Here is an 18,818-nt window from a genome sequence, read left to right as displayed (position 1 = left end):
GGCTGCATGTGTTTCATAGTGTTTCGGTGGTCATAGCGTGAGGGAAACGCCCGGTTACATTCCGAACCCGGAAGCTAAGCCTTACAGCGCCGATGGTACTGCAGGGGGGACCCTGTGGGAGAGTAGGACACCGCCGAACTCCTTTTAGAGCTCTGGCTCTTGGGCATACAGCCCGAGGGCCAGAGCTTTTTTGCGTTGGGGTAGGGTCAGGGGGCATCGTTGGCTCATTTCCTACTGGAGGCCCCCGGGTGGAGGTCCAGGAGACCCGCGTCCAGACAGACCGGGTCCTCACCATCCCGAACATCCTCAGCATGGCGCGTCTGGTCGGCGTACCTGTGTTCCTGTGGCTGATCCTCCGGCCCGAGTTCGGAGGCCCGCAGAGCGACGGCTGGGCTCTCCTCGTGCTGGCTTTCAGCGGGATCACCGACTATCTGGACGGCAAGCTCGCTCGGCGCTGGAACCAGATCAGCAGCCTCGGCCGGCTCCTCGACCCTGCTGCGGACCGGCTCTACATTCTCTCGACTCTGGTCGGTCTCACCTGGCGGGAGATTCTGCCTGTCTGGTTGACCGCTGTACTTCTGGCTCGCGAGCTGCTTCTGCTGGTGATGGTCGGCATCCTCAGGCGGCACGGCTATCCGCCGCCGCAGGTGAACTTCCTGGGGAAGGCGGCCACCTTCAACCTGATGTACGCCTTCCCGCTGCTTCTGCTCAGTGACGGAAGTGGCTGGCTGGCGTCACTCGCTGCCATTTTCGGATGGGCGTTCGCCGGATGGGGTACAACGCTCTATTGGTGGGCAGGAGTCCTCTACGTGGTACAGGTCCGCCGCCTGGTTCGTGCGGACGCCGTGGCCGACTGACCTCGCCGATTGGCAGCTGCGCAGTGGCTCGATGGCCCGCGGACGAAAAGTGCGGGACAATCTGGACGGGTGAAGTCGGCTAGACAGTCGTCTCTATAGGAGGACGCTTCCGACATGAAGGCCGTCGTGATGGCCGGAGGCGAAGGCACACGCCTTCGCCCTATGACCTCGAGCATGCCCAAGCCGCTCCTGCCGGTGGCCAACCGGCCGATCATGGAGCACGTTCTGAGGCTGCTCAAAAGGCATGGGCTCAACGAGACCGTCGTAACTGTTCAGTTCCTGGCGTCGCTGGTCAAGAACTACTTCGGTGACGGCGAAGAGCTCGGAATGGAGCTCAGCTATGCCAACGAGGAGAAGCCACTCGGTACCGCCGGAAGCGTCAAGAACGCAGAGGAGGCGCTGAAGGACGACGCCTTCGTCGTCATCTCCGGCGATGCCCTCACCGACTTCGACCTCACCGAGTTGATCGCCTTCCACAAGGAAAAGGGCGCACTGGTCACGGTCTGTCTGACGCGTGTGCCCAATCCGCTGGAATTCGGCATCACCATCGTCGACGAAGAGGGCAAGGTCGAGCGGTTCCTCGAGAAGCCGACCTGGGGCCAGGTTTTCTCGGACACGGTGAACACGGGCATCTACGTCATGGAGCCGGAGGTCTTCGACTACGTCGAGGCCGATGTGCCCGTCGACTGGTCCGGAGACGTCTTCCCGCAGCTGATGAAGGAGGGCAAGCCGGTCTACGGCTTCATCGCCGAGGGCTACTGGGAAGATGTGGGCACGCACGAGAGCTACGTGAAGGCCCAGGCCGACGTGCTCGAAGGCAAGGTCGACGTCGAGATCGACGGGTTCGAGATCTCGCCCGGCGTGTGGGTGGCCGAAGGTGCCGAGGTGCATCCCGATGCCGTCCTTCGCGGCCCCCTCTACATCGGGGACTACGCGAAGGTCGAGGCCGGCGCCGAAATCCGCGAACACTCCGTCATCGGATCCAACGTCGTCGTGAAGAGCGGTGCCTTCCTGCACAAGGCCGTGGTACACGACAACGTGTACGTCGGTGAGCACAGCAATCTCCGTGGCTGCGTCGTCGGGAAGAACACCGACATCATGCGGGCGGCCCGGATCGAGGACGGCGCTGTCATCGGTGACGAATGCCTGATCGGTGAAGAATCGATCGTGCAGGGCAACGTGCGGGTCTATCCCTTCAAGACCATCGAAGCCGGCGCGTTCGTCAACACGTCGGTGATCTGGGAGTCCCGTGGGCAGGCGCACCTGTTCGGTGCCCGTGGCGTGTCCGGAATCCTGAACGTCGAGATCACGCCCGAACTGGCCGTGCGTCTCGCCGGGGCCTACGCCACGACGCTCAAGAAGGGGTCCACGGTCACCACGGCCCGGGATCACTCGCGTGGTGCCCGTGCGCTGAAGCGGGCGGTCATCTCCGCGCTTCAGGCCAGCGCCATCGACGTACGGGACCTGGAGAACGTCCCGCTGCCCGTGGCGCGGCAGCAGACGGCGCGGGGGAGTGCCGGCGGGATCATGATCCGGACCTCACCCGGGGTGCCGGACTCCGTGGACATCATGTTCTTCGACGGACAGGGCGCGGACCTGTCGCAGGGCAGTCAGCGCAAGCTGGACCGGGTGTTCGCGCGGCAGGAGTACCGGCGCGCGTTCCCGGGAGAGATCGGCGACCTGCATTTCCCGGCCAGCGTCTTCGACTCGTACACCGGGTCGCTGCTGCGGAACGTGGACACGACAGGGATCGCCGAGTCCGGGCTCAAGGTCGTGGTGGACGCCTCGAACGGCAGCGCCGGGTTGGTGTTGCCGAGTCTCCTGGGGAAGCTCGGAGTGGACTCGCTGACCGTCAATCCCGGTCTGAACGAGGCCAGGCCCACGGAGACGGGCGACCAGCGGCGTTCCGGGCTTGTCCGGCTCGGAGAGATCGTGGCTTCGTCGCGGGCCGCGTTCGGCGTGCGGTTCGACCCTGTGGGTGAGCGGCTCTCCCTCGTCGACGAGAAGGGCCGGATCATCGAGGACGACCGGGCGCTGCTCGTGCTGCTCGACCTGGTGGCCGCAGAGCGGCGCAGCGGGCGCGTCGCCCTGCCGGTGACCACGACGAGGATCGCCGAGCAGGTGGCGGCCTATCACGGGACGCAGGTCGAGTGGACGACGACCTCGCCGGACGACCTCACCCGGGTCGGGCGGGACGAGACGGCCATCTTCGGCGGGGACGGCAAGGGCGGCTTCATCGTCCCGGAGTTCAGCAGCGTCTTCGACGGTACGGCGGCCTTCGTGCGCTTGATCGGGCTGGTGGCGCGGACGCAGCTCACCCTGAGCCAGATCGACGCGCGGATTCCGCGGGCGCACGTCCTGAAGCGGGATCTGGCGACCCCGTGGGCGGTCAAGGGCCTCGTGATGCGGCGGGTCGTGGAGGTGGCCGGAGACCGCTTCGTGGACACCACCGACGGTGTCCGGGTGGTGGAGACGGACGGGCGCTGGGTGATGGTGCTGCCGGACCCGGCCGAGGCCGTCACCCATCTGTGGGCGGAGGGCCCGGACGACGCGTCGGCGCAGGCCCTGCTCGACGAGTGGTCGGCCGTCGTGGACAGCGCCGGACGCTGATCCACGCGCACGCGCGCGTGCCGGACAAGTGTCCCCAAGGGGGCCTGTCCGGCACGCCGGTGGGGCCATTCGGAGGTACTGGGCGCGACGTGCGACGATGTGCGGCATGCCGCAGCAGCCCCCCGTTCGGAGCACACCCGCGCGTGTGTCGCGTCCGGACGCGTCCATGTCGCTGCTCACCAACGTCATGGACCACAGCCTCGACGACGGTTATGCCGAGGCCGCCGCCCGTAAGCAGGCCGAGGGCGCCGGTGGCCTGCCCAGGACGGTTCGGGCGAAGCTGGGTCTCGCCGTGGGCCTGGTGCTCGCGGCCCTCGTGGTCACCGTCGGTGCGGCGCAGGCGCGGGTCGCGGCGCCGGTCGTCGCGAAGGAGCGCGAGGAGCTCATCGACCGTATCGATCGTGAGACCGATGCGGCCGACGAGCTCGAAAGCACCGTCGACAAACTGCGCGACGACGTGAGCGGCCGACAGCAGGAGGCGCTCAAGCAGAGCGGCGGCAGTGACCAGGCGGATCTGGTGGGCATCCTGTCGGGCGCCGTCGAGGTGCACGGGCCAGGCGTCAAGCTGGTCGTGGACGACGCCAAGGAAGCCACCACGGGCGGTGACGGCAACCCGCGTGAGACCACCGGCTTCTCCGACACCGGGCGGGTCCGGGACCGCGACATGCAGCGCGTGGTCAACGGACTGTGGGCGTCGGGTGCCGAGGCCGTCTCCATCAACGGACAGCGGCTGACGGCGCTCTCGGCGATCAGGGCCGCGGGTGAAGCCATACTGGTCGACAACAAACCGCTGGTCCCGCCGTACACGGTGCTGGCGGTGGGGGACGGGAAGAACCTGAGCTCCAGGTTCCAGAACAGCGCCGACGGGCTGTATCTGAACGCGTTGCAGGAGAACTACGGCATCCGGACGGCCATCTCCGTGGCGGACGACGTCCGGCTGCCCGCCGCACCGAGTGTGATCGTACGTACAGCGCAGCCGAGAACTGAGAAGGGCACATCGTGATCGCCGTACTGGGCCTCGTCGTGGGAGTCGTGGCCGGCCTGTTGGTCCAGCCCGAGGTTCCGGCGGCCGTCGTGCCGTATCTGCCGATCGCCGTGGTGGCGGCGCTGGACGCCGTGTTCGGCGGGCTTCGGGCCATGCTCGACGGCATCTTCGACGACAAGGTGTTCGTGGTGTCCTTCCTGTCGAACGTGGTGGTGGCCGCGCTGATCGTCTTCCTGGGTGACGAGTTGGGCGTCGGATCGCAGCTGTCCACCGGGGTCGTGGTCGTCCTCGGTATCCGGATCTTCTCCAACGCCGCGGCGATCCGTCGGCACGTCTTCCGGGCGTGAGGTCGATGAGCAACCAGGACGAGACGCCCGAGTACAGGCTCCGCAAGGAGCTGCCCGACGAGGTCCCGGCGACGCCGCCCGCGGACGGCGTGGCGGAGCAGCCGGCCGAGCCCGCGCTGACCGGTCGCCAGCGGCTGGTGCAGGGACTCTGGCCGCCGCGGGTGTCCAGGGCCCAACTCATCGTCGCCCTGCTGCTGTTCGGCCTGGGCTTCGGCCTGGCCGTGCAGGTCGCCTCCAACAGCGACAGCGGAAACGCGCTGCGCGGTGCGCGTCAGGAAGATCTCGTACGCATCCTCGATGAACTCGATGACCGCAGTCAGCGTCTTGAGGACGAGAAGCAGGGTCTCGAGAAGCAGCAGCAGGAGCTGGAGAACAGCTCCGACCAGGCCGAGGAGGCCCGGAAGCAGACGGTCGAGAAGGAGAAGCAACTCGGCATTCTGGCGGGCACGGTCGCTGCGCAGGGGCCGGGCATCACGATGACCATCGAGGACACGAAGGGGACGGTCGAGGCGGACATGTTGCTCGACGCGATCCAGGAGCTGCGCGCGGCCGGGGCCGAGGCGATCCAGGTGAACGGAGTGCGGGTCGTCGCCGGCACCTTTCTGACGGATTCGGGCAAGAGCGTGAGCGTCGACGGGAACAAGATCAACACGCCCTTTCGTTTCAAGGTCATCGGCAACCCGCAGGACCTCGAGCCGGCGCTGAACATCCCTGGAGGCGTGGTGCAGACTCTCGAGAAGGAGCAGGCCACCGTGACTGTCGAGCGGTCGGACAAGATCGTCGTGGATGCCTTGCGAGCGGCGAAGCAGCCTGACTACGCTCGGTCGTCGAGCCAGTGAACCGGGGGTGCATGGGGGTCGTCCGGCAGGGGCATGAGGTTGCGGGGGGTCGACGCACCGATCGGGTGGTGCGTGGTGGAAACTGTCTGGTGGACACGGACGTTGTGAAGGTGTCCGGGTCGACCGGTGTATTCAGTCAGGGTTCGTCCTGCCCCACGGGCGGGTCTGTTTCGGTCAAGGGGAATCGCCCGTGAAGTTGTTTGCGAAGTTGTTCGGCAAGAGCGCGCGAGAGGGTAGCGACAACGCGACCGCTCGCCATCGCGCACAGCCTGACGCAGAGGGTCAGCGGCCGCTGTTCAGGGACCAGGTGGCTGGTCAGGGCGGCGACGTTCCCGGCGGCCAGGGCGCGGCGTCTGTTGACCCTGCGCAGTCCGGCGGCATAGGTTTCGGCCAACCGTCAACCTCAAGTACGGGTGGAGGGTTTTCCCCTATGTCGGCCCTGGTGTGTACGAGGTGCGGTAACCGCAACGCGGAGAACAGCCGCTTCTGCTCCAACTGCGGCGCGCCGCTGCGCCCCGGGCTGACGCCCGAGCGTGCGTCGGAGACGACCTCCACCATCTCCATCTCCGGTCTCGAGGCCTACGACGCCGAGGTCACCGGTCAGACGCAGCTGCCCGCGCTCTCGCCCGAGGCGCAGGCCGCGGTCGACGCGCTGCCGCTGGGCTCCGCCCTGCTGGTCGTGCGGCGAGGCCCGAACTCGGGCAGCCGTTTCCTTCTGGACGGCGACCTGACGACGGCCGGTCGACACCCGCAGAGCGACATCTTCCTGGACGACGTGACGGTCTCGCGTCGCCACGTGGAGTTCCGGCGCAACCCGGACGGCACGTTCAAGGTGGCGGACGTCGGCAGTCTGAACGGCACGTACGTCAACCGGGAGCGGATCGACGAGGTCCCTCTGTCGAACGGTGACGAGGTGCAGATCGGCAAGTACCGGCTGGTCTTCTACGCGAGCCAGCGGGGCTACTGACCGGCCCCCGGGCACCGTCCGGGGGGACTCCCCAGGGAAGGTCCATGCTTCAAACACCGAGGGGCGGTGCCGGACACGGCACCGCCGCCGCGGACGGTGGTCCGATGAGCATCGGCACCGTGTTGAACGCGCTGCGCGACGAGTTTCCCGAAGTCACCATCTCCAAGATCCGTTTTTTGGAGTCGGAAGGGCTGATCGAGCCGCAACGGACCCCGTCGGGGTACCGGAAGTTCAGTGTGCAGGACGTCGAGCGCCTCGGCCACGTCCTGAGGATGCAGCGGGACCACTATCTGCCGCTCAAGGTCATCCGCGAGCACCTGGACGCCGTGGAGCGCGGTGAGGCCGCGCCGCTGCCGACCGTGGGCCGGCAGCGGGACGGCGAGGTCGTTCTGGAGGCGTCGGAGGGGCCCACCGTCGCCAGGATCGGCCGGTCCGAGCTGCTGGCGACCGCGGGAATCGGTGAGCCGGAGCTCGCGGAGTGGGAGTCGTACGGTCTCGTCGCGCCGTTGGAGGACGGGGTCTACGACGCCGAGGCGGCCACGGTGGCAGCGCTCGTCGCCGAGCTGGGCAGATTCGGGATCGAGCCCCGGCACCTGCGGGTGATGAAGGCCGCGGCCGACCGTGAGGCCGGGCTCGTGGACCAGGTGGTGGCGCCGCTCAAGCGCCATCGCAATCCGCAGACCAGGGCCCACGCGCAGGCCCGTACGAAGGAAATCGCGGGGCTCACGGTGCGGCTGCACGCGGCGTTGGTGCAGACGGCACTCGGGGTGCGACTGCCCTGAGCGGGCGGTTTCGCCCTGGGCGGATCGGTCACCCGTTCCCGGCCCGACTACCCAAACGTCCCGGGCACGGCCTAGGGTTGCTGTGTGAACGAGCTCGATGTCGTAGGTGTCCGGGTCGAGATGCCCTCCAACCAACCGATCGTGCTGCTGCGTGAAGTGGGAGGCGACCGTTACCTTCCCATCTGGATCGGACCGGGCGAGGCGACGGCGATCGCCTTCGCCCAGCAGGGCATGGCTCCCGCGCGACCGCTGACCCACGACCTGTTCAAGGACGTGCTGGAGGCCGTCGGCCAGGAGCTCACCGAGGTGCGCATCACGGACCTGCGGGAGGGCGTCTTCTACGCGGAGCTGGTCTTCGCCAGCGGGGTCGAGGTGAGCGCGCGTCCCTCGGACGCCATAGCGCTGGCGTTGCGCACGGGGACACCGATCTACGGCAGTGACACGGTCCTCGACGACGCGGGGATCGCCATCCCGGACGAGCAGGAGGACGAGGTGGAGAAGTTCCGCGAGTTCCTCGACCAGATCTCGCCCGAGGACTTCGGCACCAGCAACCAGTAGCCGGCACATGCGCGGAACGCGGGCGTCCTGCACGGGGACGCCCGCCCTGTTTTCGGCAAATGCCAACGGCGAGTGAGAGCGTCCTACGGCTACTTCTCAGCGCATTCGGCTAGCCTTTCCCCGCGACGGGGTGCGGGAAACCACTCTCAGGGTGATTATCACTCGGCGTGCCGAGTGTGGCGATCGTTGACGCACCCCTGGTGACTGCCTACCGTCGACAAGGCAGGTCAAGGACGGAGGTCGGCGTGAGAAGCAGCGGCGACGGTACGGCTGGGGGTGCCCCCGGACTCGGTGTCGGGGGGAGCGGTCCGTACCCTTCCCCGGGCTCTCCAGCACGCTCGAGCAGGGGGTATCCCCAGCAGACCAGCGCGGCCGACCACGCTCCGCAGCGACCGGCGGCCGTGCCGAGCAGCGGAGGGGCGACGTCCATGGCGTCCGAGCAGATCGGCTATCGCGGTCCGACGGCCTGCGCGGCCGCCGGCATCACCTATCGGCAACTGGACTACTGGGCCCGCACCGGGCTGGTGGAGCCGAGCGTGCGGCCGGCTCACGGGTCCGGCACGCAGCGTCTGTACAGCTTCCGGGACGTCGTCGTCCTGAAGATCGTCAAGCGGTTCCTCGACACCGGGGTGTCGCTCCAGAACATCCGCACCGCAGTGCAGCATCTGCGGGAGCGCGGGTTCAGTGACCTGGAGCGCATGACGCTGATGAGTGACGGCGCCACCGTCTACGAGTGCACCTCGCCGGACGAGGTCCACGCGCTGCTCCAGGGCGGTCAGGGCATCTTCGGGATCGCTGTGGGCGTGGTGTGGCGGGACGTCGAGAGCGCGCTGTCGCAGTTGCACGGGGAGCGTGTCGACACCGGGGAGACGCTCGTCGGGCACAATCCGGCGGACGAGCTGGCCCGTCGGCGCAACCGGGCGGTCTGACACCCGCCCCGGGGCGCGAGGGACGGCTGTACGACGTCATTGTCAGTGGCGTGGTGCAGCATCGGACATGTGAGAAACGCGCCCACGATCCTGCATCTCGACATGGATGCCTTCTTCGCCCAGGCGGAGCAGGCATCCAAGCCGAGTCTGCGCGGGAAAGCCGTGGTCGTGGGTGGTCTGGGGCCCCGTGGAGTGGTCGCGACCGCCTCCTACGAGGCGCGGGTCTTCGGAGTGCACTCGGCGATGCCCATGGCCCAGGCGCGCCGGCGGGCTCCGAACGCCGCGTACCTGGTTCCGCGCTTCGCGTTCTACCGGTCGATCAGCGAGCAGGTCATGGGGCTGCTGCGGGCGCTGTCGCCGCTGGTGGAGCCGCTGAGTCTGGACGAGGCCTTCGTGGACCTGGATGCCGGGGGAGCGGCCTGGGACAGTGAGTCCGCGCGGCTGGCGGGGATCAGGCTGCGCGCGGACATACGGGCCGTCACCGGGCTCACGGGGTCGGTGGGCCTGGCCTCCTGCAAGATGCTGGCGAAGATCGCCTCGGAGCAGGCGAAGCCCGACGGGCTGGTGCTCATCGAGCCGGGGACGGAGCGGGCTCTGCTCGGCCCGCTGTCGGTGCGGACCCTGCCGGGGGTCGGCCCCGCGACGGGGGACCATCTGCGCCGGGCCGGGATCACCACGATCGACGAGATCGCCGAGGCGGGTGAGGACGAGCTGGTGCGGCTGCTGGGCAAGGCGCACGGGCACGCGCTGTACGCCATGGCGCTGGCCCGCGACGACCGGCCCGTGGTGGCGGAGCGGGAGGCCAAGTCGGTGTCGGTCGAGGACACGTACGACGTGGACATCCACGACCGGGTCCGGGTGGAGCTGGAGGTGCAGCGGCTCGCGGACCGGTGCGTGCGCCGGCTGCGGGGGGCCGGTCTGTCGGGGCGGACCATCGTGCTGAAGGTGCGGCGCTACGACTTCTCCACGCTCACCCGGTCCGAGACCCTGCGTGGGCCCACCGATGAGCCGGCGGTGGTTCGGGAGGCGGTGGCCCGGTTGCTCGACTCGGTGGACACGACGGGCGGGGTGCGGCTGCTGGGAGTGGGCGTCAGTGGACTGGCGGACTTCACGCAGGAGGATCTGTTCGCGCAGGCCGCCGAGGACCGGGCGGACGGGCCGGAGGAGGAGCTCGCGGACGAGCCCGTCGGCGAGGTGCCGGTGCCGGTCGAGCGCCAGTGGCGCCCAGGACACGATGTGCGGCATGCCGAGCTCGGACACGGATGGGTGCAGGGCAGCGGGCTGGGTCGGGTTACCGTGCGGTTCGAGACGCCCGATTCGGAGCCGGGACGGGTGCGCACCTTCAGGACCGACGATCCGGGGCTGGAGCCGGCGGATCCGTTGCCGCTGGTGCGACGAAGACCTGAGGACGACGACGGGACCGCGGCGGGAGCGCCGCATTCGGAGGCGAAGCCGTCGGAGGTGGAGTCCGGGAACTCCGCGTGAGGCGGATCAGTTACACAGAGTGAAGCGGTTTGAAGAGTGGGGTGCGCAGGAGCGGTGGCGGTGTCCCGAGAGGTGACACCGGTGACGGATGGGGGCTGCATGAAGCTGCACGGAGGCCAGTTCGCGGACCCGGCCGGGGTGTCGCCGGAGCGCGCAGCGGAGATGCGCCGGGTGGTGGACCGGGTCACCCGTTGGGCCGGGAACCGGAGCGACGTGGTGGGGCTGCTGCTCGTCGGTCCCTTCGCGCGTGGTGCTGCGCGTCCCGACTCGGACGTGGACCTGGTGGTGTTGTCGACGGCGCCCGCCCGGTACGCGGAGGACGACGGGTGGGCGCGTGAGCCGGCCCTGGGGGAGATGGTCCGGGCCCAGGAACGGGGGTCCGTCACCGAACGGCGGTATGTGACCGCCTCCGGTCTGGAGGTGAAGGTCGGCATCGGATCCGCCCGCTGGGCGCGGACCGATCCGGTCGACGCCGGCACCCGAAGAGTCGTCACGGACGGCGCCCGGCCGCTGTACGACCCTGCCGGGATTCTCGGCGCGCTGATACAGGCCTGCGGCTGAGGGGCCGAGGTGGTTCAGCTGTCGTCCGTACCCGCCAGCCGGCCGAAGTCGCGGTCGGGGAGCGGGGGAGCGGCGCCCACGTCGAGGCCGTAGTGGTGGTAGAGCTGGAGTTCCTGTTCGGGGGAGAGGTGGCGACCCACGCCGAAGTCGGGAGCGTCCTTGATCAGGGCCCGTTCGAAGGGGATGCGCAGAGTGCCCTCGACCAGTTGGCTGGGCTCCAGGGGGACGAAGGCGTCGCGGGAGAACAGACCGGTACGTATGGCCGCCCACTCCGGAACTCCGGTGGCGTCGTCGAGGTAGACCTCGTCGACCGTGCCGATCTTGGTGCCGTTGCGGTCGAACGCCTTGCGGCCGATCAGGTTGCGCGGATCGATGTCGGTCTGCACGGGCCCTCCACTTGGTCGCAACTCATCCGTAAGCACTACAAAAGAGCACATTGGGACGAGCGGCCACTCGAGCGAGTCTCGTGGACCCCGCTGGTAGTCTGACAACGGCTGCTGACACCGCGCGGGAGAGTCCTCCGGACATCACCGGAGGCGCCGAAGGAGCAAATCCTCCCCGGAATCTCTCAGGCTCACGTACCGCACGGACGAGGTCACTCTGGAAAGCAGGGCGGGTGCCGACGGCGTCGACGGTTTCCGCTCTCACCGACGGTGAAAGCCGGGTGCCCTCGGGCGACCCGGTGAAGCTCTCAGGTTGAGATGACAGAGGGGGAGGTCGTCCGGGTACCCACCGTGGTGACCCTCGAAGGTCGTGTCAGACCAGGAGGCCTCCGTAATGACCGCCCACCGCATTCCGCTCACAGAGCTCGAGCAGGGAATTCCCTTCGAACAGCGCCACATCGGGCCCGACCTCGAAGCGCGGGCCAAGATGCTCGCACAGGTCGGCTACGGCTCGCTCGACGAGCTCACCGCCGCAGCGGTCCCGGATGTGATCAAGAACGCCGACGCGCTGGACCTGCCGGGCGCGCGCACCGAGGCCGAGGTGCTGGCCGAACTGCGCTCGCTGGCCGACCGCAACCAGGTCCTCGACTCGATGATCGGCCTCGGCTACTACGGGACGTTCACGCCGCCGGTGATCCTGCGCAACGTCATGGAGAACCCGGCCTGGTACACGGCCTACACGCCGTACCAGCCGGAGATCTCCCAGGGCCGGCTCGAGGCGCTGCTGAACTTCCAGACCGTGGTCGCCGACCTCACCGGGCTGCCGACCTCCGGCGCGTCGCTGCTCGACGAGGGCACGGCAGCCGCCGAGGCGATGGCGCTGTCCCGGCGCATGGGGAAGAACAAGAAGGGTCTCTTCCTCATCGACGCGGACGCGCTGCCGCAGACGATCGCCGTGATCGAGACCCGCGCCGAGCCGACGGGCGTGGAGGTCGTCGTCGCCGACCTGAGCGACGGGATCCCGGCGGAGATCGCCGCGCGGGAGATCAACGGCGTGCTCGTCCAGTACCCCGGCGCCTCCGGTGCCGTACGTGACCTCGAGGCGCTCGTCGACCAGGCGCACGGGCTCGGCGCGCTGGTCACCGTCGCCGCGGATCTGCTCGCGCTGACGCTGCTGAAGTCGCCGGGCGAGCTGGGGGCGGACATCGCGGTCGGTACGACGCAGAGGTTCGGCGTGCCGATGGGCTTCGGCGGGCCGCACGCCGGTTACATGGCCGTCCGCGAGCAGTTCGCGCGCAGCCTGCCCGGGCGGCTGGTGGGCGTGTCGGTGGACGCCGACGGGCACAAGGCCTACCGGCTCGCGCTCCAGACACGTGAGCAGCACATCCGGCGCGAGAAGGCCACCAGCAACATCTGCACGGCGCAGGTGCTGCTGGCGGTGATGGCGGGGATGTACGCCGTCTACCACGGTCCCGACGGGCTGCGGGCGATCGCTCGGCGCACGCACCGCTACGCCTCGATCCTGGCCGCCGGTCTCGAGGCCGGCGGCGTCGAGGTCGTGCACGGGTCGTACTTCGACACGCTGACCGTGCGGGTGCCGGCGAAGGCCGCCGAGGTCGTCGCCGCCGCGCGGGAGCTCGGGGTCAACCTGCACCTCGTCGACGCCGACCAGGTGTCGATCGCCTGCGACGAGACGACCGCGCGGGCGCAGGTGTCCGCCGTCTGGGCCGCCTTCGGGGTGGACGGCGACATCGAGGCGCTCGACGCGGCCATTGCCGACTCCCTGCCCGCCGGGCTGCTGCGGTCCGACGCGGTCCTGACGCATCCCGTCTTCCACCAGCACCGTTCCGAGACCGCGATGCTGCGTTACCTGCGCAGGCTCGCGGACCGGGACTACGCGCTGGACCGGGGCATGATCCCGCTGGGCTCCTGCACCATGAAGCTCAACGCGACCACCGAGATGGAGCCGGTCACCTGGCCCGAGTTCGGGCAGCTGCACCCCTTCGCGCCGGCCGAGCAGGCGGAGGGCTACCTGACGCTCATCCGCGAGCTGGAGGAGCGGCTCGCCGAGGTCACCGGGTACGACAAGGTGTCGCTCCAGCCGAACGCCGGGTCGCAGGGCGAGCTGGCCGGGCTGCTCGCCGTCCGCGGGTACCACCGGGGCAACGGGGATGAGCAGCGGACCGTGTGCCTCATCCCGTCCTCCGCGCACGGCACGAACGCGGCCAGTGCCGTGATGGCGGGCATGAAGGTCGTCGTCGTGAAGACCGCCGAGGACGGCGAGATCGACGTCGAGGACCTGCGGGCGAAGATCGAGCGGCACCGGGACGAGCTGTCGGTGCTGATGATCACCTACCCGTCGACGCACGGGGTGTTCGAGGAGCATGTCGCCGACATCTGCGCCCAGGTGCACGAGGCGGGCGGGCAGGTGTACGTCGACGGCGCCAACCTCAACGCGCTCGTCGGTCTCGCCAAGCCGGGGCACTTCGGTGGTGACGTCTCGCACCTGAACCTGCACAAGACGTTCTGCATCCCCCACGGTGGCGGTGGTCCGGGCGTCGGACCCGTCGCCGTACGGTCGCACCTGGCGCCGTATCTGCCGAACCACCCGCTTCAGCCCGCCGCCGGGCCGGACACCGGGGTGGGGCCGATCTCCGCGGCTCCCTGGGGCTCTGCCGGGATACTTCCGATCTCGTGGGCGTACGTGCGGCTCATGGGCGGCGAGGGGCTCAAGCGGGCCACGCAGGTGGCCGTGCTGAGTGCCAACTACATCGCCAAGCGGCTGGAGCCGCACTACCCGGTGCTCTACAACGGGCCGGGCGGGCTGGTCGCGCACGAGTGCATCATCGACCTGCGGCCGCTGACCAAGGCGACCGGCGTGAGCGTCGACGATGTTGCCAAGCGGCTCATCGACTACGGGTTCCACGCGCCGACGATGTCGTTCCCGGTGGCCGGCACGCTGATGATCGAGCCGACCGAGTCCGAGGACCTGATCGAGATCGACCGTTTCTGCGAGGCGATGATCGCCATCCGTGCGGAGATCGAGAAGGTCGGTGCGGGCGAGTGGCCGGCCGAGGACAACCCGCTGCACGGTGCCCCGCACACCGCGGCCGCGCTGGGCGGGGAGTGGGAGCACGCGTACACGCGTGAGGAGGCCGTCTTCCCGGCCGGCGGGTCGGCCGCCGACAAGTACTGGCCGCCGGTGCGCCGGATCGACCAGGCCTTCGGCGACCGGAACCTGGTCTGCTCGTGCCCGCCGCTGGACGCGTACGAGGACTGAGCCGGTGGTGTGAGGGCCCCGTCCGTTTCCGGGCGGGGCCCTCACGCGTGCTACGCCGTCGCCAGGGACACCTCGGTCGCCTTGATCAGCGCGATGACGTCGGAGCCGACGAAGAGGCCCAGGTCGGTGGCTGCTTCCTTGGTGATCACCGCGGTGAGTTCGCCCCCGTCCATGGAGACCTTGACCGAGGCCATGACCCCGCCCGTCACGAGGCCGGTGATCGTGCCGGGGAGCTGGTTGCGGATCGAGAGGCCGTCGACCCGGCCGGTGGCCAGGGAGACCTCCGTCGACTTCACCAGGGCGCGGACGGCGGTGCCGGCGGCGAGGGCGAGTTGGGTCACGGCCTCCAGCGTGATGGCCGCCGTGAGGTCCTGGCCGCCGTCCAGACGGATCTTGACGGTGGCCATCACCTCGCCGGGACGGACGGCGGTGACGGTGCCGGGCAGTTGGTTGCGGATGCTCAGGCTCATGAGCGTCAACGGTAGGCCGCGGGTCGTCTCATGCGGGTTATGTACGGGTATGCGTCTTCGCGGCGGCGGCGTCGTCGTCGGGTCGGGTCGGGTCGCGTCGGGACGACGGCCGCGGGCGGTCAGCCGGTGTGGACGCGGGGGCGGCGGTCGCGGTCCGGTTCCGCCTCGCGCAGGACCTCCCGGGTGACCGGAGCGACCTCGCCCTGGCCGAACAGGAAGAAGCGCAGGAAGTTGGCGAAGGGGTTGCCCTCGGTCCACTCGAAGTAGATGTGCGGGATGCAGCCGGTGGAGTCACGGGTGTGCAGCATCAGCGCGGCCAGGGCGTTGGAGATGGAGGAGGACTCCAGGGTCAGGACGCGGTAGCGGCCGTGCAGCACCTCGCCGCGCACGGTCAGGCCCGACTCGAACTCGGAGGGATCGACGACGGTGACCTCGACGAAGACGAAATCCTCCCCGGGGATGTCGTTGTCCTGCCGGATCTGTTCGATCTTGTCGCGGTACTCGGCTTTGTCGCGCTGATCGGGCTCGTTGGCGATGAACCGTATCTTGCGGCTGGCCATGTCCCGGATGAAACGTTCCGCCATCGAGTCCAGCGTCACGCTGGTCACCCGGAGCTCGAAGGCGCGGGCCAGCCGGGACAGCAGCGAGACCAGGATGATGCCCGCGATGAAGCAGGCGCCGATCTTCACGCCGTCGGGGCGCTCGATGACGTTCACGACGGTCACATAGAGCAGGACCGCCGAGATCACGGTGAAGCCGACGGTCCAGCCCCGCTGTCGGGCGCGGTGGGCGGCGATGGTCACCGCGATCGCCGCCGAGGACATCAGGACCAGGACGCCGGTGGCGTAGGCGCCGCCCTGGGCGTCGACGTCGGCGTCGAAGATCCAGGTGACCAGGAAGGCGACGAGGGTGAAGACGATGACCATGGGGCGGACGGCGCGGGCCCAGTGCGGGGCCATGCCGTAGCGGGGGAGGTAGCGGGGCATCAGGTTGAGCAGCCCGGCCATCGCGGAGGCGCCGGCGAACCACAGGATGGCGATCGTCGACACGTCGTACACCGTGCCGAAGGCGTTGCCCAGGTACTCGTGGGCGAGGTACGCGAGGGCGCGCCCGTTGGCCTGGCCGCCGGACTCGAACTCCTTCTCCGGGATCAGCACCGTGGTGATGAAGCTGGTGGCGATCAGGAAGACGCTCATGATCAGGGCGGCCGTCGTCAGCAGCTTCTTGGTGTCCCGGATGCGGCCCCTGGGGTGCTCCGCGGTGTCGTCCGGGTCGCCCTGGACGTGCGGCATGACCGCGACGCCGGTCTCGAAGCCGGACAGGCCCAGCGCGAGCTTGGGGAAGACCAGCAGGGAGACACCGATCATCACGAACACGTTGCCGTGTTCGGCGGTCAGCGCGTCGGCCCAGTCGGTGACCACATGGCCCTCGGTGACGACATGCCACAGGCCGACGGCCACGACGACGACGTTCAGACCGAGATAGACGACGACCAGCGCGACCGCGACGCCGATGGCCTCCAGGAAGCCCTTGAGGAACACGGCGCCGAGCAGGGCGACGAGGACGAGCGTGATCACCATCTGCCGGTCGTGCAGGGTGCTGGTCAGGTGCGGGTTCTCGACCAGGTGCGTCGAGGCGTCCGCCGCGGACAGGGTGATCGTGATCAGGAAGTCGGTGGCGGCGAACCCGAGCAGGGTCAGGACGAACAGCTTGCCCTTCCAGAAGGACAGCAGTCGTTCCAGCATCGCGATCGAGCCCTCGCCGTGCGGACTCTCCTCGGCGACGCGCCGGTAGACCGGCAGGGCGCCCGCCAGGGTGACGATCACCAGCACGATCGTCGCCACCGGCGAGAGCAGGCCGGCCGCGAGGGCGGCGATACCCGGCTGGTAGCCGAGGGTCGAGAAGTAGTCGACGCCGGTCAGACACATCACCCGGTACCAGCGTTGGCCCTTGTGCTCGGGCGCGGCCTCGGTGTCCGGGGCCGCCTGGTGAGCGTGCCCCTTGCCCATGTCGGACAGGCCCTCCAGCATCCAGGCGCGCAGGCGACCGGGAGGAGGGTGCTCGGTGGTGGCCATCGGGCGCTCCTGAGGTGCGGATCGGCGTGTGGTTTCGGCCATCACGCGGACGGCGGAATCAGCGTAAGCGGAGAGTGACGCCCGGGCCCCTGGATCATGGGCGGCACGGCGTCAAGCTTCCGTTAAGACTGGTCGCGGGGTGGACACGCAGCGTGACCCACTGCCTGGTTTGTTTCCGGCCGCCGGATCATTGCTCCCGCCCGCTTCGTAATGTTCGCCGATTGATCCGAATGTTTCGGCGCCTCTTGATGCCTCGCTGAGCCTTCTCCCGTGAAAAGACCCCTGGATTCCCTGTGTTCAAGGGGTTGCCACCCGTCGGAGGGTGTCTCTAGGGTGCGGCAGCAGCGAAGCTTTCTGGATCTGGTTCGAAACTTTCGATCTATCAAGGAGCGCATGATGGGCGACCCGGCACTCTCCCGCCGCGGCTTTCTGGCGGCCTCCGCCGCGGCCGGTCTGAGCATGACGGCACTGAGCGCCTGCGGCGGCGACTCGGACGGAGGGTCGTCGGGGACGACCACCATCGAGTGGTGGAACATCTCCACCACCCAGCCGACCAAGGACGTCTGGGCCGGTCTCGCCAAGCAGTTCGAGGCCCAGAACCCCAAGGTGAAGATCAAGATCGTGCAGTTGGAGAACGACGCCTACAAGTCGAAGATGACGGCGCTGACCGCCTCCGGGAAGCTGCCCGACATCTTCCACACCTGGGGCGGCGGTGTCCTGAAGCAGCAGGTCGACGCCGGGCTCGTCGAGGACCTCACGGAGCGGACGAAGGAGTGGGGCGACGGCCTGCTCCCGGTCGCCCGCGAGCCCTACCTGCTGGACGAGAAGGCGTACGGCATCCCGTTCGACATCGGCATGATCGGGTTCTGGTACAACAAGGCGCTCTTCAAGCAGGCCGGGATCAGCGCTCCCCCGACCACCTGGAGCGGCTTCCTCGACGCGGTGCGCAAGCTGAAGGCCGCCGGGATCACCCCGCTCGCGCTGGCGGGCAAGGAGAAGTGGCCCGGAATGTACTACTGGGCGTATCTCGCGATGCGCACCGCCGGTGTCGACGCCCTGCGCACGGCCGGGGACGACAAGGACTTCACCGGGGACGGGTTCGTCCAGGCCGGGCAGCACCTCCAGGACCTGGTCGATCTCCAGCCGTTCCAGAAGGGCTTCCTCGGCGCCGCCTACTCCACCCCCACCGGCCAGGCCGCCGCCGTCGGCAACGGCAAGGCGGCGATGGAACTCATGGGCCAGTGGGCGCCGGTGGTGGAGGCCGACGCGGGCAAGGGGCTCGGCGCGAACCTCGGCTTCTTCCCGTTCCCGGCGGTCGACGGCGGCAAGGGCGTGATCACCGAGGTGTTCGGCGGAGGCGGCGGGCACGCCCTGCGCAAGGACGCCCCGCAGGCGGCGGTCGACTTCCTGAAGTTCTTCGCCACCGCCGCCACGGACACCGAGCTGGTCAAGAAGACCGGGGTGCTGCCCGTCGTACCGGCCGCCGAGAGCGCCATCACCGACCCCAACATCAAGGCCGTACAGGCCCAGCTGAAGGCCGCCACCGGCTTCCAGCTCTACCTCGACCAGGCCTACGCGCCGGCCCTCGGCCAGGAGGTCAACGACAGCGTCGCCGCCCTCATAGCCGGGTCCAAGTCGCCTCAGCAGGTCACCGAGTCGATCACCAAGGTCGCGAAGGAAGAGCAGTAGC

General features: G+C 68.9%; 16 protein-coding genes, 1 rRNA gene and 1 riboswitch. Of the genes, 14 read left to right on the top strand and 3 right to left on the bottom strand.

Annotated features, from left to right (window positions below; genetic code table 11):
• Positions 1-22 precede the first annotated feature (22 nt).
• From rrf to OG736_RS08565, 12 genes are all read left to right on the top strand, one after another.
• Positions 23-139, top strand: a 5S ribosomal RNA gene (gene rrf / locus OG736_RS08620).
• 109 nt (positions 140-248) lie between these two features.
• A complete protein-coding gene (locus tag OG736_RS08615) occupies positions 249-857 on the top strand; it encodes a cardiolipin synthase ClsA (protein WP_020133154.1) in 609 nt (202 codons plus the stop codon).
• A 114-nt stretch (positions 858-971) separates the two neighbouring features.
• A complete protein-coding gene (locus OG736_RS08610) occupies positions 972-3,467 on the top strand; it encodes a mannose-1-phosphate guanyltransferase (RefSeq protein ID WP_054240337.1) in 2,496 nt (831 codons plus the stop codon).
• A gap of 166 nt (positions 3,468-3,633) precedes the next feature.
• A complete protein-coding gene (locus tag OG736_RS08605; protein WP_327187558.1) occupies positions 3,634-4,470 on the top strand; it encodes a DUF881 domain-containing protein in 837 nt (278 codons plus the stop codon).
• Positions 4,467-4,799 carry a small basic family protein gene (locus tag OG736_RS08600; protein ID WP_020133151.1) on the top strand — a complete coding sequence of 111 codons (333 nt, stop codon included), beginning with the start codon at positions 4,467-4,469 and terminating at the stop codon, positions 4,797-4,799. The genes OG736_RS08605 and OG736_RS08600 overlap by 4 nt, the downstream gene beginning before the upstream one ends.
• 5 nt (positions 4,800-4,804) lie before the next feature.
• Positions 4,805-5,638 carry a DUF881 domain-containing protein gene (locus tag OG736_RS08595; protein ID WP_327181919.1) on the top strand — a complete coding sequence of 278 codons (834 nt, stop codon included), beginning with the start codon at positions 4,805-4,807 and terminating at the stop codon, positions 5,636-5,638.
• An 82-nt stretch (positions 5,639-5,720) separates the two neighbouring features.
• Entirely contained in the window at positions 5,721-6,605 is an 885-nt protein-coding gene (locus OG736_RS08590; RefSeq protein WP_327187557.1) for a zinc-ribbon and FHA domain-containing protein, read from the top strand.
• Positions 6,606-6,649: 44 nt separating this feature from the next.
• A complete protein-coding gene (ftsR, locus tag OG736_RS08585; protein ID WP_327181918.1) occupies positions 6,650-7,387 on the top strand; it encodes a transcriptional regulator FtsR in 738 nt (245 codons plus the stop codon).
• Positions 7,388-7,471: 84 nt separating this feature from the next.
• On the top strand, positions 7,472-7,945 hold the full coding sequence (locus OG736_RS08580) for a bifunctional nuclease family protein (RefSeq protein ID WP_004934251.1): 474 nt from the start codon (positions 7,472-7,474) through the stop codon (positions 7,943-7,945).
• 245 nt (positions 7,946-8,190) lie between these two features.
• On the top strand, positions 8,191-8,874 hold the full coding sequence (locus OG736_RS08575; RefSeq protein WP_327181917.1) for a MerR family transcriptional regulator: 684 nt from the start codon (positions 8,191-8,193) through the stop codon (positions 8,872-8,874).
• A 69-nt stretch (positions 8,875-8,943) separates the two neighbouring features.
• Complete coding sequence (locus OG736_RS08570; protein ID WP_327181916.1) at positions 8,944-10,359, top strand: DNA polymerase IV; 1,416 nt, start codon at positions 8,944-8,946, stop codon at positions 10,357-10,359.
• A gap of 99 nt (positions 10,360-10,458) precedes the next feature.
• On the top strand, positions 10,459-10,920 hold the full coding sequence (locus OG736_RS08565; protein WP_327181915.1) for a nucleotidyltransferase domain-containing protein: 462 nt from the start codon (positions 10,459-10,461) through the stop codon (positions 10,918-10,920).
• Positions 10,921-10,934: 14 nt separating this feature from the next.
• Here OG736_RS08565 and OG736_RS08560 read toward each other — a convergent pair whose 3' ends face one another.
• Entirely contained in the window at positions 10,935-11,306 is a 372-nt protein-coding gene (locus tag OG736_RS08560) for a PRC-barrel domain-containing protein (RefSeq protein WP_020133144.1), read from the bottom strand.
• A gap of 112 nt (positions 11,307-11,418) precedes the next feature.
• A riboswitch (glycine riboswitch) is annotated at positions 11,419-11,514 on the top strand.
• A 183-nt stretch (positions 11,515-11,697) separates the two neighbouring features.
• Here OG736_RS08560 and gcvP point away from each other — a divergent pair.
• Positions 11,698-14,583: an aminomethyl-transferring glycine dehydrogenase gene (gene gcvP, locus OG736_RS08555; RefSeq protein ID WP_327181914.1), complete on the top strand. Its 2,886-nt coding sequence runs from the start codon at positions 11,698-11,700 to the stop codon at positions 14,581-14,583.
• Between the two features lie 50 nt (positions 14,584-14,633).
• On the opposite strand, the gene OG736_RS08550 is transcribed toward gcvP, so the two are convergent.
• Complete coding sequence (locus OG736_RS08550) at positions 14,634-15,053, bottom strand: TOBE domain-containing protein (protein WP_327181913.1); 420 nt, start codon at positions 15,051-15,053, stop codon at positions 14,634-14,636.
• Positions 15,054-15,172: 119 nt separating this feature from the next.
• A complete protein-coding gene (locus OG736_RS08545; protein WP_327181912.1) occupies positions 15,173-17,128 on the bottom strand; it encodes an APC family permease in 1,956 nt (651 codons plus the stop codon).
• A 396-nt stretch (positions 17,129-17,524) separates the two neighbouring features.
• On the opposite strand from OG736_RS08545, the gene OG736_RS08540 reads away from it, so the two are divergent.
• A complete protein-coding gene (locus tag OG736_RS08540; protein WP_327181911.1) occupies positions 17,525-18,817 on the top strand; it encodes an extracellular solute-binding protein in 1,293 nt (430 codons plus the stop codon).
• Position 18,818 lies beyond the last annotated feature (1 nt).

It is taken from the genome of Streptomyces sp. NBC_01334 (genome assembly GCF_035983595.1).
Taxonomy (GTDB): domain Bacteria; phylum Actinomycetota; class Actinomycetes; order Streptomycetales; family Streptomycetaceae; genus Streptomyces; species Streptomyces coriariae.
This window is presented reverse-complemented; position numbering and strand designations above follow the sequence as displayed.

Bases quoted from the DNA above. Each gene is read 5' to 3' on its own strand.
- gcvP (WP_327181914.1), top strand. From the start codon at position 11,698: ATGACCGCCCACCGCATTCCGCTCACAGAGCTCGAGCAGGGAATTCCC.
- OG736_RS08595 (WP_327181919.1), top strand. From the start codon at position 4,805: ATGAGCAACCAGGACGAGACGCCCGAGTACAGGCTCCGCAAGGAGCTG.
- OG736_RS08545 (WP_327181912.1), bottom strand. From the start codon at position 17,128: ATGGCCACCACCGAGCACCCTCCTCCCGGTCGCCTGCGCGCCTGGATG.
- OG736_RS08565 (WP_327181915.1), top strand. From the start codon at position 10,459: ATGAAGCTGCACGGAGGCCAGTTCGCGGACCCGGCCGGGGTGTCGCCG.
- OG736_RS08610 (WP_054240337.1), top strand. From the start codon at position 972: ATGAAGGCCGTCGTGATGGCCGGAGGCGAAGGCACACGCCTTCGCCCT.
- OG736_RS08550 (WP_327181913.1), bottom strand. From the start codon at position 15,053: ATGAGCCTGAGCATCCGCAACCAACTGCCCGGCACCGTCACCGCCGTC.
- OG736_RS08540 (WP_327181911.1), top strand. From the start codon at position 17,525: ATGGGCGACCCGGCACTCTCCCGCCGCGGCTTTCTGGCGGCCTCCGCC.
- ftsR (WP_327181918.1), top strand. From the start codon at position 6,650: ATGCTTCAAACACCGAGGGGCGGTGCCGGACACGGCACCGCCGCCGCG.
- OG736_RS08605 (WP_327187558.1), top strand. From the start codon at position 3,634: ATGTCGCTGCTCACCAACGTCATGGACCACAGCCTCGACGACGGTTAT.